Below are 13,578 nucleotides of genomic sequence, written 5' to 3' on the forward strand. Positions count from 1 at the left end.
GTACAGCGGCAATAGCTGCCAGACATTTCCGATAAATACATTACCCATGCCGATATGTACTATAGGCATGTCGTTTCGATATGGATTGAATGAGAATAAATATTTCATTTTAACTTGACATACCCGCAACGGCATCTTTTCCTCAGGTCACAAGACGTCACAAGACGCTGTGCCACTGCAACGCCTGGGAAGGAACGCCACATGATCCCCTCTCGTGCCGCTCGGCCCTTACATTTGCGTCTGAAGCGCGCCGCGCTCGCCGCCGCCCTTGGTGCCGCGCTGGTTGCGGCGCCGGCCTCGCTCAGGGCGCAGACCGCCCCTGCCGGCCCCATCGAGATCACCACCGGCACCAGCCCCGGCGGCACGCCGGATGTGCTGATGCGCCGGGCCGCCAAGATCCTCAACGAGCAGAAGATCATCACCAATCCGCTGGTGGTGCAGAACCGCACCGGCGGCTCGTGGATGGTGGCCGCCAATTTCGTCATGGGAAAGCAGGGCGATCGCAACGTCGTGCTGTGCATCGCCCAGCCGATCCTGACGACGCCGATCACCCAGGGGCTGCCGACGCTCTATGATAAGCTGACCCCGATCAGCATGTTCATCCAGGGCGACCTCGTGCTGGTCGTGCAGGAGAATTCGCCGGTCAAGGACATGAAGCAGCTCGTCGAGCAGGCCGCCAAGCGCGAGCGTTCGGTGAAGGTCGCCGGCGCGCAGTCCGGCTCCACCGATCACATGGTCGCCGGCCTCGTCGAGAAGGCGGGCAAGGTGAAGCTCAACTACGTGCCGTTCGACGGCGGCGGCGCCGCGCAGGCCGCCTTCCTCGGCGGCAATGTCGACTTCATGACGCTGACGCCGGGCGAGGCGCTGCCACTGGTGAAGGCTGGCAAGGCGCGCATCATCGCCATCCTCGCCAGCGAGCGGCGCACCGCGCCGGAACTGAAGGACATCCCCACCGCGAAGGAGCAGGGCTACGACGTGGTGTGGGGCCAGGCCTGGGGCCTTGCCGGCCCGCCCGGCCTCGACGCCGCCACCGTGAAGTTCTGGGACGACGCCATCGCCAGGCTGGTGGCCAACCCGGAATGGCAGGCGAGCCTCAAGGACAACTTCCTGCGCAGCGAAATGGTGCCGGCGGCGCAGGTGAAGCCCTACATGCAGAAGCTGCATGACGAGCATCTCGCTCTGCTGCGCGATCTCGGCCTCGCCAAGCAGCCGGCGGTGCAGTGAACCCTTCCGGCGGGCCGTAGCCCCGGCACGGCCCGCCTTCTTCGCGATCAGGCGCGGGGACCCACATGCGCACCACCAATCTGATTGCCGCCTTCGTGCTGCTGGCCCTTTCCGTCATGGTGCTGTCCGGCACCTGGTACCTGTCCTATTGGGCGGACTTCGCCCCCGGCTCGGCCTTCGCGCCGTTCTGGGTGGCGATGACGGGCGTGGTGCTGGCGGTCGCCCTGTTCGTCGCCACCCTGCTGGATGACAGCGGCGAGCCGCACAGCTTCCCGGACCGGCACGGCCTCGTGCGCGTGGCCGCGCTCACCGCCGGCCTGTGGCTGATGGTGCTGCTGATCCCGCTGGTCGGCTTCGTCATGGCCGGCATCCTGTTCTGCCTGTTCCTGCTGCTGGGCATCGAGCGGCGCCCGCTGCTGCCGAGCCTGTTCGCCACGGCAGTGATCACCGGCCTCGTCTACGGCGTGTTCATCGCCTGGCTCGGCATCGCCCTGCCGGCCGGTCCATTCGGCATCTGAAAGCGCGGGAAGCACTGCACATGGACCCTCTCGCCTCCCTCGCCTCCCTCGCCCACGGCTTTTCCATTGCCCTGACGCCGACGAACCTTTTGTTCGTGCTGATCGGCGTCACCCTCGGCCAGCTGATCGGCGCCCTGCCCGGCATCGGCCCCTCGGCCGGCATGGCGCTGCTGCTGCCGATCACCTTCGGGCTCGATCCGATCACCGCCCTCGTGATGCTTTCCGGCATCATGTATGGCGGCATGTATGGCGGCACGCTCACCTCGGTGCTGGTCAACGTGCCCGGCGAGGCCGCCAGCGTGATGACGGCGGTGGACGGCAACCAGCTCGCCAGGCAGGGGCGCGCCGGACAGGCGCTCGCTGCCGCCGCCATCGGCTCCTTCCTCGCCGGCATCGCCTCGGTGATCGCCCTCGTCTTCCTGACTCCGCCGCTCAGCGCCTTCGCGCTGAATTTCTCGGCGCCGGAATATTTCCTGCTGGCCCTGCTTGGCATCACCGCCACCGCCAGCCTCGGCAGCGGCTCGGCGGTGAAGGCGATGATCGGCGCCACCCTCGGGCTGATGATCGCGCTGGTCGGCACCGATCCGATCCAGGGCACGTCCCGCCTTACCTTCGGCTCGCTGGAGCTGTTGGAGGGCATCGATTTCCTGCCGGTCGCCATCGGCGTGTTCGGCATCGCCGAGATCCTCGTCTCGATGGAGCAGACGCAGTCCGGCCAGGTCATCCGCACCCGGCTGCGCGATATGTGGCTGACCGGCAAGGACTGGGCGGAATGCCGCATGGCCATTGTGCGGGGCGGCACGGTGGGGCTGCTCATCGGGCTCATGCCGGGCGCCGGACCGACCGTTGCGGCGCTGCTCGCCTATGTGGTGGAGAAGAAGGCGAGCCCGCACCCGGAGAGGTTCGGCCATGGCGCGCTGGACGGCGTGGCGGCGGCCGAATCGGCCAACAATTCGGCGGCGCACGGCTCGATGATCCCGATGCTGGCGCTCGGCATCCCCGGCTCGGCCTCCACCGCCGTGCTGCTGGCGGCGCTGGTGCTGCTCGGCATCCGCCCCGGCCCGATGCTGCTCACCGAGCAGGCCGATCTGGTCTGGGGCCTCATCGCCTCGATGTTCATCGGCAACGTCATCCTGCTGGTGATGAACCTGCCGCTGGCCCCGCTCTTCGCCAGCGTGCTGCGCATCCCCTATTCCTATCTGGTGGCGGGCATCCTCATCGTGTCGCTGGTCGGGGCCTACGCCATCAGCCTCAGCCTGTTCAATGTCGGGCTGACGCTGTTCTTCGGCATGGTCGGCTATCTGATGATCCGCGCCGACATCCCCCGCGCGCCACTGGTGCTCGCCGTGGTGCTGGCGCCACTGATGGAAAGCTCGCTGCGCCAGAGCCTGATGCTGTCGGAAGGCAGCCCGACGATCTTCGTCGAGCGCCCGCTCTCGGCGGTGCTGGCGCTGATGGTGCTGCTCTCGCTCACCCTGCCGCTGCTCAGCTTCCTGCTCGCCCGCCGGGCGGCGCGCCGCGCCGGCGTCGCCGAGGCGCTGTCCCACTCCTCCGACTAGGACACCTGCATGACCATTCCCGTGATCGACGTTCATGCCCATATCCTCACCGAGGAGATGATGGCCCGGATGCGCCGGGAGGCGCCCGATATCGGACCGACGCTTTCCGAGGTCGACGCCGAGGGCGGCGTGCTCAGGGTCGGCGACATCGTGCAGCGCCCGTTCCCGCGCGGCGGCTGGGACCTCGACCGGCGCCTCGCCGATCTCGACATCGCCGGCTTCGACCTGCAGGTGCTGTCCAACTGCCCGCAGACCTTCCTCTATGAGCGGGAGGCAGCGCTCACCGCCGCGCTGTGCCAGATCCAGAACGAGGCAATCGCCGAGTTGGTCCGCCATCCCTCCGGCCGTTTCCTCGGCATCGCCACCCTGCCGATGCAGGATCCCGCCCGCGCCGCCGACGAACTGCGGCGCGCCGTCACCAAGCTCGGGCTGAAGGGCGCGCAGATCGGCTCGCATATCGAGGGCAGGAATCTCGACGACCCGGCGCTGGAACCCATCTGGGCCACCGCCGAGGAGCTCGGCGCCTTCATCCTGATCCACCCGCAGAAGACGGCGGCGGGCGAGCGCACCAAGGAGTTCTACCTCAAGAACCTGATCGGCAACCCGCTGGAGACCACCATCGCCGCGGCCTCGCTGGTGTTCGGCGGCGTGCTGGAGCGCTACCCGGATCTGCGCGTCTGCCTGGTGCATGGCGGCGGCTTCCTGCCGTTCCAGACCGGGCGGATGATCCATGGCTGGAAGGAGCGGCCGGAATGCCGGCGCTTCATCAAGGAGAGCCCGGAAGCCTCGATCCGCCGGCTCTATTTCGACACGCTGACCCATTTCGGCCCGGCGCTGCGCTACCTCACCGATACGTTCGGCGCCGATCACGTGCTGCTCGGCAGCGACTACCCCTTCGACATGGGCACGCTGGAAGGCGCCCGGCAGGTGCGTGCCGCCGGCCTCGCCAGCGGCGACGAGGCCGCGATCCTCGGCGGCACCGCGGGCGGCTGGTTCGGCCTCAATACGACCTCGCGCGAAACGGTGTCGGCATGAGTGAAGCCGCCATTCTCCGCCCGGGCGAGCTGCCCGTCACCGAGCGCGGCGGCGGCGCCCGCACCGTGCGCCTGGTCACCGCCGAGCTCGGCTCGCAAAAGCTGCTCAACGGCATCACCCGCTTCGGGCCGGGCGCGGCGATCCCGCTGCACAGCCATAATTGCGAGGAGAGCGTCATCATCCTCGAGGGCGATGCGGTGTTCGAGATCGACGGCGTCGCCCATGAGCTGACGCAATACGACACCACCTGGATCCCGCCGGACGTGCCGCACCGCTTCCGCAACACCTCGCAGACGGCGCCGCTCGCCATCTTCTGGACCTATGCCGACATCGCCGCCACCCGCACCATGGCGGCGACCGGCGAGACCCATTCCATCGCTTCCGAACACGCCCAGGATCATCACGCCAACAACCGGCACGCGGGACAAGCGCCCGCAGGGGAACAGCCAGCGGAGGAGCGCCGATGAACGCCGCCGTGAAACCGGATCCGGGCGCCGCGCCTTCCACCGCCCCCGCGCAGGCGCTCGAAGGCCTGATCGCCGATGCCATGCGCGCCTGCGAGCTGCCGCCGGAGGACGCGCGCCTGGTCGGGCGGCTGATGGCTGAGGCCGACCTCACCGGCGCCGACGGCCACGGCATCTTTCGCCTGCCGCAATATGTGCGGCGGCTGAAGGGCGGCGCGGTCAATCCGCGCCCGCGCATCGAGGTCGAGCGCGCCGCGCCCGGCGTCGCGCTGGTCGATGGCGACAACGGCATGGGCCACCTGGTCATGAGCACGGCGGCGAACACCGCCATCGCCCTCGCCCGAGAGATCGGCATCGGCTGGGTCGGCGTGCGCCGCTCCAACCATGCCGGCCCGGCCGCGCTCTATGTCGACAGGCTGGCGCAGGCCGGCATGGTCGGCATCTATTCGGCGGTGGCGAGTTCCAACCACATGGCACCGTGGGGCGGCACCTCGTCGCTGCTCGGCACCAACCCGCTCGCCATCGCCATCCCCGGAGGCGACGGCGCCCCGCCGGTGCTGCTCGACATCGCCACCACCGTGGTGTCCTACGGCACCATCAAGAAGCACGCGCTGAGCGACATCCCGCTGCCGGAAGGCTGGCTGGTCAGCAAGTCCGACGGGCAGCCGATCACCGATCCCAAGCGCAGCGGCGAGGGGCTTTTGCTGCCGATCGGCGGCTATAAGGGCTCGGGCCTCGCCCTCATGCTCGGCCTGCTCGCCGGCACGCTGAACGGCGCCGCCTTCGGCCGCGAGGTGGTCGATTTCAACGCCGATTCCTCCACCGAGACCAATACCGGCCACTTAATCCTGGCCTTGGACGTCGCCCGCTTCATGCCGCCCGCCGCCTTCGCCTCGGTGCTGCAGCGCCAGCTCGACGAACTGCGCCACGATGCCCCGCTGCCCGGCACGGAAGGGGTGCGCATTCCCGGCGACCGCCGCGCCGCGCTCAGGCAGGCGCGCGCCCGCGACGGCGTGCCGATCCCCGCGCCGCTGCGCCGCCAGCTCGACGAGCTGGCCGCGACGCTCGGCATCCCCACCCTCGCCGCCCGGCAATGAAATCGGAGTGACCCACCATGTCCGCCCCCGCGACCACCACCGAGCCCGCCACCGCCCCCGCCACGATCAACAAGGGCGCCTTCAAGGCCGGCGACGGCGCCTATCTGTTCCAGCTCGACCAGCTCTCCGCCATCGAGGGCGGCCCCGGCTATTCCACCGCCATCGGCTCGGTGGTGGAGGGCCTCCGCACCCAGGTGGGGCTGATGCGCAAGGCGGCCGGCACCGGCGCCCGCCCGCATTCGCACCCCAACGAGCAGTGGAACTATGTGGTGAAGGGCCGGCTGCGGGTGAACATAGAGGGCGAGCCGGAACGCATCGCCGGCCCGGGCACCCTCATCTATTTCCCGCCCGGCGTCATCCACTCCACGGTGGCGCTGCCGGAGGAGGACGTGCTGTTCTTCGTGGTCAAGGACACCACCCACGGCATCGCCGGCAAGGCCGCCGACGGCACCATGAGCGGCGGGCACTACGACACGCCGGCCTCCTCGTAGAGCCCGGCCCGTTCGCCCCAGACATTGCCGATCCGCGCCGTCTCCTGCGCCAGCACCTCGAGAAAGGCGGCGGCCGCCGGCTCCAGCGGCCGCCGCGCCGGCTCGATCAGCACCAGGTCCATCCCCGCCGGCGGATCGGCGATCGGGTTGACGGTGAAGCGCCGCGGCGCCTGCGGCCCGGCCGGCCGCGCGGCCTCCTCCGCCATCATCAGCCCGGGCAGGATCGCCACCCAGTCGGTGGAGGCGACGAAGTCGAGCGTGCCCATCATCGCATCGAGCTCCAGCCGTCGCTCCACCGCCACGCCGTTGGAGGCGAGATAGGTCTCGATATTGGCGCGCCGCGCGTTCTGTCCGCTCGGCACCACCACCTTGAGCGGTCCGAGGTCGGCCAGCTTCACCGGCTTCATGTGCTCGCGCCCCGCCGCCGCGCCGGAGACCAGCACTTCCGGCGTGTAGGCGAAGCGGGTGGTCTTCACTCCCACCGTGCCGGTGGAGGCCGGGACGATGGCGAAGGCGAGTTCGCCCGCCCGCACCTGCTGGGTGAGGTTGGCGGAATAGGCCTCCCAGATCCGCACCCCGACATTGGGGTGCAGGGCGACGAAGCGGGCGAGCGCCGGCGCCAGCACCGAGCGGGTCATGGTCGGCATCAGCCCGACCACCATCTCGCCGTCCAGCCCGACGCCGAAACGCTCCACCGAGCGGTTGGCCATCTCGTTGAGCCGCAGCAATTCGATGCAGTGGCGGTAATAGCTCTCCCCCGCCGGGGTCGGCTGCACGCTGCCGCCGCCGCGGGCGAACAGCTTGACCCCGAAGCGGTCCTCGATCTTGCGGATGTGCTGGGAGACACCGGATTGCGTGGCGTTCTCCCGTTCGGCGGCGGCGGTGAAGGATCGCTCCTCATAAGCCGCCACGAACAGCCGGACATCCCGCAGCGTGTCGCTCATCATCATGTTTCCTGATGGAGATGAGCAGATCATATCATTTCTACAGCGGGCGGCATCCCCCTAAGCTCATGATCATGAGCGAACATGTCATCGACTTCCGATCCAGCGACGATCATGGCCATTTCCGGCGGGCGCTCGGACGTTTCGCCACCGGGGTCACCATCGTCACCACCCGCACCGCCGACGGAAAGCTCGAGGGACTGACCGCCAACAGCTTCTCGTCGGTCTCGCTCGACCCGCCGCTGGTGCTGTGGAGCCTGCGGCGGCAGGCGCCCTCGCTGGCGAGCTTCACCGCCTCGGGGTGCTTTGCGGTCAACGTGCTCGGCACCCATCAGAAGCATCTGTGCCGGCACTTCGCCACCCCGCACCCCGACAAGTTCGACCGCGTGCCGCACGGCATCGGCGATCACGGCTCGCCGCTGATCGAGGGCGCCATCGCCCGGTTCGAGTGCCGCACCGAGCAGGTGATCGAGGCCGGCGACCATCTCATCTTCCTCGGCCGGGTGCTGCGCGCCGCGCATCGCGACGGCGAGCCGCTGATCTACGCCACCGGCGCGCTCTGCGGCCCTGCCCTACTGCCGGCCGATCCGCCGGCCAACGACACCTCCGCCCAAGAAATCGTCGCCAAAGAAATCGCCGCGAACCGGGAACGCGCCTCATGAAACTCGGCTTCTTCACCATGCCGATCCACCCGCTGCACCGCCCGCTCACCGAGACGCTGCGGGAGGACCGGGAATTCTGCCTCATCGCCGAGAAGCTCGGCTTCTGCGAGGGCTATTTCGGCGAGCATGTCACCGATGGCGCCGAGACCATCACCTCCTCGCTGATCTTCATCGCCTGGCTGCTGGAGGCCACCCGGACCATCAAGCTCGGCTCCGGCACCATCAATTTGCCGAACCAGCACCCCGCCCGCGTCGCCGGCGAGGTGGCGATGCTCGATCACATGGCGCAGGGCCGCTACATTATGGGCATCAGCCCCGGCGGCCTGCTCTCCGACGCCGAGGTGTTCGGCAATCTCGACAAGAACCGCACCGAGATGTTCGTCGAGGCCATCGACCACATCCTCGGCATCTGGTCCGGCGAGCCGCCCTACAGCCGCGTCGGCCAGCACTGGACCATCACCACCGAGCGCACCTATCTGCCGGCACTGGGCCAGGGGGTCATGCACAAGCCCTATCAGCGGCCGCATCCGCCCATCGTCGTCACCGCCGTCGCGCCGTTCTCCAAGGGCGTCACGGAAGCCGCCACGCGCGGCTGGGAGCCGATCTCGGCCAATTTCCTGCTGCCCTGCTGGGTGAAGACCCACTGGCCGAAATATGTCGAGGGCTGCGAGAAGGGCGGCCGCGCGGCCGATCCGGCCAATTGGCGGGTCGCCAAGAGCATCTTCGTCGCCGACGATCTCGCCACCGCCAGGCGCTACGCCACCGAGCCGGGCAGCCCGTACTATGCCTATTACAACTCGCTGGCGACCAAGCTGGTCGGCAATGGCCGCGCCAATCTGTTCAAGCGCGACCAGAGCGCGCCGGACTCGTCGGTGACGGTGGACAGCGTGCTGGCCGATCTCGTCATCTGGGGAACGCCGGACAAGGTGGCCGACGAGCTCGCCGCCTTCGAGGAGGAGATCGGCGCATTCGGCACCCTGCTCTATGCCGGCCATGACTGGGCGGATCGCGGGCTGGCCATCCGCTCGCTGGAACTGATGGCCGAGCAGGTGATGCCGGCGGTGAATGCGGGCCGGCAGTCCGCCGCCGCCGAGTGACATTTCAAGATCAAGAGCCGTCGGAAAGACGGCGAAGGGAGGACACATGATCCGCGCCGCAATCGCCGGCCTCGGCTGGTGGGGCAAGCACATGATCCGCCGCATGGCGGATTCCGATCAGCTGCGCATCGTCGCCGCCATCGACACCTCGGAGGCGCAGGCCGCCTTCGCCGCCGAGCACGGCATCCCGTTGACGACCAGCTGGGACGAGGTGCTGGCCGACCCCTCCATCGATGCCGTCATCCTGTGCACGCCGCACTCGCTGCATACGGCACAGGTGGCGCAGGTGGCCCGCGCCGGCAAGCACGTGTTCTGCGAGAAGCCGCTGGCGCTCACCCGCGCCGATGCCGAGCGCTCGGTCGCCGCCTGCCGCACCGCCGGGGTCAAGCTCGGCATCGGCCATGAGCGCCGCTACGAGCTCGCCATGCTGCGGATCAAGGATCTGGTGCAGTCCGGCGCCCTGGGCACGATCATGCATGTCGAGGCGAATTTCAGCCATGACAAGCTCGCCGCGGTACCGAAGACCGACTGGCGCGCCTCGACCGTCGATGCCCCGGCCGCCGGCATGACCGCGATGGGCATCCACCTCACCGACGGCTTCATCGAGCTGTTCGGGCCGATCTCCGAGGTCTACGCCGCCACCGCCACCCGCGCCTCCGATCGGCCGAACGGCGATGTGGTGTCGGTGCATACCCGCTTCGCTTCCGGCGCCACCGGCTATCTCAACGCCATATTGGTGACGCCGCTCTATATCGGCATCACCGTGTTCGGCTCCGAGGCCTGGGTCGAGGCGCGCAACCACACCCATCCCGACACCCCCGGTCCGACGACGCTGACCATCCAGCACAAGGACGGCCGGCGCGAGGTGCGCGACTATGAGTGGACCGACACGGTGCGCGCCAATCTGGAGGCCTTCGCCCGCTCCATCGAGAGCGGCACGCCCTATGTGTTCACCGACGCGCAGAAGGTCGGCAACATCGCGGTGCTGGAGGCCATCTGCCGCTCGGTGGCGACCAACCTGCCGGTGGCGGTGGAGGCAGGGGAGACCGTGGATCGCCCCGCGCTCGCCGCCAGCGCGTGAGACCTGATCTCCGCGGTCGCCCGTGCGACGCTGATCATGAAGATGCTCCCTCTCCCCGTGGGGGAGAGGGGTGGGGTGAGGGGCCTTCTTCATTCCCCAATCACTAGAGCCCCTCACCGACCCGCTTCGCGGGCCACCTCTCCCCAACGGGGAGAGGAAAAGACAGAAAACACCGAGGACACCGCACAGGATGAACCGCCCCGCCGACCCCGCCCCGCGCTACCGCGAGCTCGACCCCGCCGCGCTCGACGCCGAGCAGCGCCGCATCTTCGAGGAGATCGGCCGCCCGCGCGCCGGCGCGGTGCCGGCGCCGTTCCACATCTATGTCGAGAGCCCTGAGCTCGCCGCCACCGCCCAGGCGGTCGGCGCCTTCTGCCGCTACCGCACCGGCCTGCCGCCGCGGCTGTCGGAGCTCGCCATCCTCACCACGGCGTCCTATTGGGGCGCCGACTACGAGTTCGCCGTGCACGCGAAGGAGGCCCGCAAGGCCGGGGTACCGGAGTTCGAGATCGAGGCGCTGGCCGCCGGCCGCCGGCCGGATTTCGCCGAGGCCGACGCGGCGCTGGTGCATGATTTCTCCGCCGCCATCTACCGGCACAAGGACGTGCCGGACGACCTCTTCGCCAAAGCCGTCGCGCGTTTCGGCCGCCGGACGGTGATCGAGCTGACCGGCCTGCTCGGCTACTATTCCATGCTGGCCATCGCCCTGCGGGTGTTTCGCGTACCGCCGCCCGCGTGAGAGGATCATCACAACAAAGGGGGGCGCATCAGAACAGAACAGGCCCCTCCCGGAGGAAAACGCCATGGAACTGCGCAGCATCGAGGCCTTCGTGCGCGTTGCCGAACTCGGCAGCATCACCCGGGCTTCCCGTGACCTCGGCATCGTCCAGCCGGCGCTCAGCCGCCACATCCAGCGCATCGAGACCGAAATCGGCACGCCGCTGCTGGTGCGCCTGCCGCGCGGGGTGCAGCTCACCCTCGCCGGCCGGCGCTTCCTGCAGCACAGCCGCCGGATCATGCAGGAAGTCGCCCGCGCCACCGAGGAGATGAACATCGGTGGCGACTGCCTGTCCGGCCGGGTGGTGGTCGGCATCTCGCCGACGCTGTCCTCGCTGCTGGCGCCCGGCCTCATCGAGCGCTGCGCCTCGACCTATCCGGCGATCAACCTCACCATCGTCGAGGAATTCACCCGCCGGCTGCAGGTCGACCTCGTCAACAGCCAGGTCGATCTCGCTCTGCTCACCAACCCGCCGCCGAACCGGGCGCTGCGCTTCACCGCCGTGCTCACCGAGCCGATCGTGGTGGTGATGCCGCGCCAGTCGCGCGGCGTCTCGCCGGTGGTGACGCTGGACGAGCTCGCCTCGACGCCGATGCTGGTCACGCGCGGCATCCGGGCGCTGGTCGACGAGCAGCTGGCCTCGCACGGCGTCTGTATCGAGGTTGATTGCGAGATCGACGCGGTGGAGGCGATAAGGCGCATGCTGCTGCGCGGGCGCGGCGCCTCGATCATGCCGATCTCCGCCTTCCGCAAGGAGATTGACGAGGGCCTGCTCACCGGCCTCGCGGTGGGCGGAGTCAATCTCAGCCGCACCATCATGCTCTCGCATGTCGGCGACAATGTCAGCGCCGCCGCCCATGCGGTGATGGGGCTGCTGCGCGCCGAGATCGACGCCCTCGCCCAGCGCGGCATCTTCAGCGCCCTGCCGGACAGCACGTCGCACTGGGCGCCGCCGCAGCAGCGCACGCTGGCCGGCGCCGCCTGACGCCGCCCCGTCTTCCCCACATGAAACGGCCGGGCAGCAAGCCCGGCCGTTGTCGTTTATCCCCGGCGCCATTTGCTCCCGGCGTCGTTCGTCCCCACACGGCCGGGCCCACGCCCGGCCGCTGCCGGCGTCAGTCGGTGCTCTCCTCGAAGGCCCGCTGCCGGGTCACCCGGATCATCGGGGCGACCAGCACCACCAGCAGCAGCACCGTCAGTACCAGGAAGCTCAGGCTGATCGGCCGCTGCAGGAACACCATCGGGTCGCCATGCGAGATCAGCAGCGCCCGGCGCAGCGTCTCCTCGATCATCGGCCCGAGGATGAAGCCGAGCAGCAGCGGCGCCGGCTCGCAATGCAGGCGCTTCATCAGGTAGCCGAACCCGCCGAAGATCGCCGCCAGCACCACGTCGAGCGCGTTGTTGTTGATGGAGTACACGCCGATGCAGCAGAACAGCATGATCGCCGGATACAGCATGCGGTAGGGCACCGAGAGCAGCTTCACCCAGATGCCGACCAGCGGCAGGTTGAGCACCACCAGCATCAAATTGCCGAGCCACATCGAGGCGATGAGCCCCCAGAACAGGTCGGGCCGCTGGGTCATCAGCTGCGGCCCGGGGGAGAGGCCCTGCATCATCAGCGCGCCGATCATCAGTGCCATCACCGCGCTGGAAGGCAGGCCCAGCGTCAGCATCGGGATGAAGGCGGTCTGCGCCGCGGCGTTGTTGGCGGCCTCCGGCCCGGCGACGCCCTCGATGGCGCCCTTGCCGAACGCGCCGGGCGTCCTGGAGAGCTTCTTCTCCAGCGCATAGGTCGAGAAGGAGGCCAGCACCGGCCCGCCGCCCGGCAGCAGGCCGAGGCAGCCGCCGAGGAAGGTGCCGCGCAGCGCCGGGGCGATGAAGCGCCTTATGTCCGCCCAGCGCGGCCACAGCCCGCGCACCTCCTTCACGAAGCTGCGCTGCTCGTCCTTCTGGTCGAGGTTGGAGATGGTCTCGCCGATGCCGAACATGCCCATGGCGATGACGGCGAAGTCAATGCCGTCGCCGAAGGCGGGAATGCCGAATGTGTAGCGCTCCAGACTGGTATTGGCGTCGATGCCGATGGTGCCCAGCAGGATGCCGACCAGGATCATGCCGATCGCCTTGACCACCGAGCCATGGGCGAGGATCACCGCCGCCACCAGGCCGAACAGCATCAGCGAGAAATAGTCGGCCGGCCCGAAGTCCAGCGCCACTTCCGCCAGCGCCGGTGCCGCCACCGCGATCACCAGCGTCGCCAGCGTACCGGCGATGAAGGAGCACAGCGCGGCGGTGGCGAGCGCGAGGCCCGCCTGCCCCTTGCGGGCCATCTGGTAGCCGTCGATGGCGGTGACCACCGAGGAACTTTCGCCGGGCAGGTTGACCAGGATGGCGGTGGTCGAGCCGCCATATTGCGCGCCGTAATAGATGCCGGCGAGCATGATCAGCGCCGCCGGCGCCGGCAGCGCGAAGGTCACCGGCAGCAGGATGGAGATGGTCGCCACCGGCCCGAGGCCGGGCAGCACGCCGATGATGGTGCCGAGCAGCACGCCGAGGAAGCCGTAGAGCAGGTTCGTCGGCGTCAGCGCCACCGAGAAGCCGAGCAGCAATTCGTTGAACAGTTCCATCGGA

14 protein-coding genes are annotated in these 13,578 nt (G+C 68.8%); 12 read left to right on the forward strand and 2 right to left on the reverse strand.

Annotated elements, in window-relative coordinates; genetic code table 11:
- Nucleotides 1-201 precede the first annotated feature (201 nt).
- From J2X65_RS12045 to J2X65_RS12075, 7 genes are all read left to right on the forward strand, one after another.
- Complete coding sequence (locus tag J2X65_RS12045) at nt 202-1,224, forward strand: tripartite tricarboxylate transporter substrate binding protein (protein WP_310201232.1); 1,023 nt, start codon at nt 202-204, stop codon at nt 1,222-1,224.
- A 65-nt stretch (nt 1,225-1,289) separates the two neighbouring features.
- Entirely contained in the window at nt 1,290-1,742 is a 453-nt protein-coding gene (locus J2X65_RS12050; RefSeq protein ID WP_310201234.1) for a tripartite tricarboxylate transporter TctB family protein, read from the forward strand.
- A gap of 20 nt (nt 1,743-1,762) precedes the next feature.
- Nucleotides 1,763-3,301 (forward strand): tripartite tricarboxylate transporter permease, encoded by a 1,539-nt coding sequence (locus J2X65_RS12055; protein WP_310201236.1) that lies wholly within the window; start codon nt 1,763-1,765, stop codon nt 3,299-3,301.
- Between the two features lie 9 nt (nt 3,302-3,310).
- Complete coding sequence (locus tag J2X65_RS12060; RefSeq protein ID WP_310201238.1) at nt 3,311-4,336, forward strand: amidohydrolase family protein; 1,026 nt, start codon at nt 3,311-3,313, stop codon at nt 4,334-4,336.
- The gene (locus J2X65_RS12065; protein ID WP_310201240.1) at nt 4,333-4,803 is read left to right on the forward strand and encodes a cupin domain-containing protein; all 471 of its coding nucleotides are present in this window, start codon (nt 4,333-4,335) and stop codon (nt 4,801-4,803) included. Before J2X65_RS12060 ends, J2X65_RS12065 begins: the two co-directional genes overlap by 4 nt.
- Nucleotides 4,800-5,897: an Ldh family oxidoreductase gene (locus tag J2X65_RS12070; protein WP_310201243.1), complete on the forward strand. Its 1,098-nt coding sequence runs from the start codon at nt 4,800-4,802 to the stop codon at nt 5,895-5,897. Before J2X65_RS12065 ends, J2X65_RS12070 begins: the two co-directional genes overlap by 4 nt.
- A 17-nt stretch (nt 5,898-5,914) precedes the next feature.
- The gene (locus J2X65_RS12075; RefSeq protein WP_310201244.1) at nt 5,915-6,388 is read left to right on the forward strand and encodes a cupin domain-containing protein; all 474 of its coding nucleotides are present in this window, start codon (nt 5,915-5,917) and stop codon (nt 6,386-6,388) included.
- Here the strand turns inward: J2X65_RS12075 and J2X65_RS12080 are convergent.
- On the reverse strand, nt 6,364-7,332 hold the full coding sequence (locus J2X65_RS12080) for a LysR family transcriptional regulator (protein WP_310201246.1): 969 nt from the start codon (nt 7,330-7,332) through the stop codon (nt 6,364-6,366). The two genes, J2X65_RS12075 and J2X65_RS12080, sit on opposite strands and share 25 nt — an antisense overlap.
- Before the next feature lie 74 nt (nt 7,333-7,406).
- Here J2X65_RS12080 and J2X65_RS12085 point away from each other — a divergent pair, with 74 nt between their 5' ends.
- The 5 genes from J2X65_RS12085 (at nt 7,407) to J2X65_RS12105 (ending at nt 11,935) form a co-directional block, all read left to right on the forward strand.
- On the forward strand, nt 7,407-7,994 hold the full coding sequence (locus J2X65_RS12085; RefSeq protein WP_310201247.1) for a flavin reductase family protein: 588 nt from the start codon (nt 7,407-7,409) through the stop codon (nt 7,992-7,994).
- Nucleotides 7,991-9,091, forward strand: coding sequence for an LLM class flavin-dependent oxidoreductase (locus J2X65_RS12090; protein ID WP_310201249.1), 1,101 nt, complete (start codon nt 7,991-7,993; stop codon nt 9,089-9,091). Before J2X65_RS12085 ends, J2X65_RS12090 begins: the two co-directional genes overlap by 4 nt.
- A gap of 46 nt (nt 9,092-9,137) precedes the next feature.
- Nucleotides 9,138-10,172, forward strand: a complete 1,035-nt coding sequence (locus J2X65_RS12095; protein WP_310201251.1) for a Gfo/Idh/MocA family oxidoreductase — start codon at nt 9,138-9,140, stop codon at nt 10,170-10,172.
- Nucleotides 10,173-10,362: 190 nt separating this feature from the next.
- Complete coding sequence (locus J2X65_RS12100; RefSeq protein WP_310201253.1) at nt 10,363-10,911, forward strand: carboxymuconolactone decarboxylase family protein; 549 nt, start codon at nt 10,363-10,365, stop codon at nt 10,909-10,911.
- A gap of 64 nt (nt 10,912-10,975) precedes the next feature.
- Entirely contained in the window at nt 10,976-11,935 is a 960-nt protein-coding gene (locus tag J2X65_RS12105) for a LysR family transcriptional regulator (RefSeq protein ID WP_310201255.1), read from the forward strand.
- A 130-nt stretch (nt 11,936-12,065) separates the two neighbouring features.
- Here the strand turns inward: J2X65_RS12105 and J2X65_RS12110 are convergent, their stop codons facing one another.
- Entirely contained in the window at nt 12,066-13,574 is a 1,509-nt protein-coding gene (locus J2X65_RS12110; RefSeq protein WP_310201257.1) for a tripartite tricarboxylate transporter permease, read from the reverse strand.
- Nucleotides 13,575-13,578: the final 4 nt, after the last annotated feature.

The organism is Ancylobacter sp. 3268, from assembly GCF_031456575.1.
Lineage (GTDB): Bacteria > Pseudomonadota > Alphaproteobacteria > Rhizobiales > Xanthobacteraceae > Ancylobacter.

Bases quoted from the DNA above. Each gene is read 5' to 3' on its own strand.
- J2X65_RS12070 (WP_310201243.1), top strand. From the start codon at position 4,800: ATGAACGCCGCCGTGAAACCGGATCCGGGCGCCGCGCCTTCCACCGCC.
- J2X65_RS12095 (WP_310201251.1), top strand. From the start codon at position 9,138: ATGATCCGCGCCGCAATCGCCGGCCTCGGCTGGTGGGGCAAGCACATG.
- J2X65_RS12110 (WP_310201257.1), bottom strand. From the start codon at position 13,574: ATGGAACTGTTCAACGAATTGCTGCTCGGCTTCTCGGTGGCGCTGACG.
- J2X65_RS12060 (WP_310201238.1), top strand. From the start codon at position 3,311: ATGACCATTCCCGTGATCGACGTTCATGCCCATATCCTCACCGAGGAG.
- J2X65_RS12100 (WP_310201253.1), top strand. From the start codon at position 10,363: ATGAACCGCCCCGCCGACCCCGCCCCGCGCTACCGCGAGCTCGACCCC.
- J2X65_RS12085 (WP_310201247.1), top strand. From the start codon at position 7,407: ATGAGCGAACATGTCATCGACTTCCGATCCAGCGACGATCATGGCCAT.
- J2X65_RS12055 (WP_310201236.1), top strand. From the start codon at position 1,763: ATGGACCCTCTCGCCTCCCTCGCCTCCCTCGCCCACGGCTTTTCCATT.
- J2X65_RS12065 (WP_310201240.1), top strand. From the start codon at position 4,333: ATGAGTGAAGCCGCCATTCTCCGCCCGGGCGAGCTGCCCGTCACCGAG.
- J2X65_RS12090 (WP_310201249.1), top strand. From the start codon at position 7,991: ATGAAACTCGGCTTCTTCACCATGCCGATCCACCCGCTGCACCGCCCG.
- J2X65_RS12050 (WP_310201234.1), top strand. From the start codon at position 1,290: ATGCGCACCACCAATCTGATTGCCGCCTTCGTGCTGCTGGCCCTTTCC.
- J2X65_RS12075 (WP_310201244.1), top strand. From the start codon at position 5,915: ATGTCCGCCCCCGCGACCACCACCGAGCCCGCCACCGCCCCCGCCACG.
- J2X65_RS12045 (WP_310201232.1), top strand. From the start codon at position 202: ATGATCCCCTCTCGTGCCGCTCGGCCCTTACATTTGCGTCTGAAGCGC.
- J2X65_RS12105 (WP_310201255.1), top strand. From the start codon at position 10,976: ATGGAACTGCGCAGCATCGAGGCCTTCGTGCGCGTTGCCGAACTCGGC.
- J2X65_RS12080 (WP_310201246.1), bottom strand. From the start codon at position 7,332: ATGAGCGACACGCTGCGGGATGTCCGGCTGTTCGTGGCGGCTTATGAG.